We start from the raw sequence: 2,343 nt of genomic DNA, 5'->3' as shown, positions 1-2,343 counted from the left end.
CTGCAACACCTTCTCGAAGGCGGCTTTGACCGGCTTGGAAACGTCGGTCGCCGCTTTTGTAGCGAGTTCCTGAAATTCCTTGGCTTGCTCGGCACCCATTTCCAGGCGCTTGCGCAGGAAGGTCGTCTGCAACTCAAAAACTTCCGGCAGCGACTTCGCACGGACCAGAGCTTCGGCGTGCGAGAAATCAGCTTCGGCATTGGCGCGCCACGCGGCGATCATCTTCAGCGACAGCTCGTTGCCGACCGATTTCGCGGTTTCGGCGGTCGACTCAAGCGCCTTCCGGGCGTCTTCAGCGCCCGATTGGAACTTTGCAAGAGCTTCTTTCGACTGCTCCACGCCCGTTTCGGCGACTGCACGAAGTTGATCGGTGGCCTTGCCAGCGTCGACTGCTGGAAATCCGGCGGTTTCGGTGGGTTTGTCGGTGGTCTTGGACATTTCCTATCCTCCGGTTGACGATGTGTCTCGCCCGCGCCCCAGAACAGCGAGAGCAGTATGTGGCAGTATTACCTGCAGTGCAACATTTTGTTGCAGCGCAATATATTTATATTTGAAACTGGGCTTTTCCTGCAGTCTTCAGAAGAAACAGGGCAGGAGGGGAGCCAATCAGCTGGCAACGCAGCGAAGGATATGGCTGGACGTCCGTGATGCGCCGTAGCACCCCATTTCGCGCTCGATTTTCACGACGTGGCAGAGTGCGGCTTTTGTAACAGGGTCGCAGGTCTGCTTCGCACCCTGCCCTGTTCGAACTTGGTTGCAACAATGCAAGCTTCGCCCCGGCTCGCTCGCGATTTCGGTGATGGCGTCGAACCGAACAAGCAACTAGCCTGCCCCAAGCTGCTCGTTCGCGCCGGCATTCACAATCAAGGCCATCCAGAAATGACCGCTTCACCTTCCTTTCTCGGCTTTCCCGATCGCCTCGCAGAAGGCCGTACACCCCGCGCGGTGATCTTCGGAGCCGGTCACGGCAGCACCTATCCCGGCAAGGACAGCAGCGGCTATGTCCTGGCCGCCGGTGCCATCCGCGCGGCGAGCCAGGGCGATGCGCCGCTGATCGAGAACTGGGATTTCGATCTCGGCGGCCCGCTGTTCGACGGCAAGCCGGTCTGCTGCGTCGACGCCGGCAACGTCTTGACCATCATGCACGACAATGACGGCAACCGCGCCCGGATCGAGGCGAAGACGCGCGAGGTCCTGGCATTGCAGGCTGTGCCGACCCTGCTCGGCGGCGACGATTCCGTGGTCATTCCCTTCCTCGCCGGCTTTACGGATCACGGGCCAGTCTGGATCCTGCAGATCGATGCCCATATCGATTGGCGCGACGAGGTCGATGGCGAACGCTTCGGCTATTCGAGCCCGATGCGCCGGGCGAGCGAGATGCCGCATATCGCCGGCATCGTACAGGTCGGCCTGCGCAGCGTCGGCAGCGCACGCCGCGCAGAAATCGAAGCGGCGCGGCGCTACGGCAGCCGCTTCGTGACCGCCCGCGAGGTTCATGCCCAAGGCGTCGAAGCCGCTCTCATGCATATTCCGGAAGGCGCGCAAGTCGTCGTCACCCTCGACTGCGATGGCCTCGATCCCTTCATCATGCCAGGCGTGGCGGCGCGCACACCCGGCGGTCTCACCTACACGCAGGTGATCGACCTGATCGCGGGTCTCGGCAAGCGGGGCAGGATCGCCGGGTTCGATCTCGTCGAGTTCTATCCTCCCGCCGACATTGACGGCCTGTCGGCGCTCACCGCAGCGAGACTTATCGTCAATGCGATCGGCGCCATCGTCCGGCAGGGTTAGACCCGGCTTCGGCCTCCAGATATTGCACGAGGCAACCGCCCTACCCTTTTGGAAACGTTCCTTTATCGTTGCCAGAAAGGCAGCTTGGCGATCTCTTCGTCCACCTGATGTCTCGTCAAACCGATATCGTCGATCAGATGCGGATTGGTTTCCGAGATTCGCTTGAGGTCCCAGCGAAAGTGCGCCTGCTCGCGCCAACCCGCGACGATGCTTCGCAGGGTCGCCAGGCTGTAACGCCGAGGCGACATTTTCGACGGTCTTACGACCGTCGCTCTGCACGCTGCCTGATGCGGCGCCGGGGCAAAAATATCGTTCATGGCAACCTCCTGATGGTTGAGGCCCGTAGGCGATCGACCTGAAAGAGGTTGAATTCTGCAGGAGGCGAACAGCGCCGTAATTAAGCCCTCCCAAATAGTTCCAAAAAGTTCCAAACGGACTATAGATGAGCCGCATGCAGGGCTCGCGCTTCGCCTTCGGTCCATTCGTGCTTGATCCGGGTGCGGGAACGCTCCTTCGGAACGATGTCCCTGTTGCCGTTGGCAATCGCGGGAT

At 60.9% G+C, this 2,343-nt stretch carries 3 protein-coding genes; 1 reads left to right on the top strand and 2 read right to left on the bottom strand.

The features are described 5' to 3' along the window. A partial coding sequence (locus EOA29_RS33365) for a phasin (RefSeq protein WP_127222198.1) occupies positions 1-438 on the bottom strand: 438 nt, incomplete at its 3' end. Positions 439-879: 441 nt separating this feature from the next. Here EOA29_RS33365 and EOA29_RS33360 point away from each other — a divergent pair. Next, positions 880-1,791, top strand: coding sequence for an agmatinase (locus tag EOA29_RS33360; protein WP_126094030.1), 912 nt, complete (start codon positions 880-882; stop codon positions 1,789-1,791). 62 nt (positions 1,792-1,853) lie between these two features. Here the strand turns inward: EOA29_RS33360 and EOA29_RS33355 are convergent, their stop codons facing one another. Then, on the bottom strand, positions 1,854-2,108 hold the full coding sequence (locus EOA29_RS33355) for a DUF1127 domain-containing protein (RefSeq protein WP_127222197.1): 255 nt from the start codon (positions 2,106-2,108) through the stop codon (positions 1,854-1,856). Positions 2,109-2,343 lie beyond the last annotated feature (235 nt).

The organism is Mesorhizobium sp. M1E.F.Ca.ET.063.01.1.1, from assembly GCF_003998155.1.
Lineage (GTDB): Bacteria > Pseudomonadota > Alphaproteobacteria > Rhizobiales > Rhizobiaceae > Mesorhizobium.
Note: the sequence above shows the minus strand (reverse complement) of the source record. Positions and strands in the feature narration are given on the sequence as shown.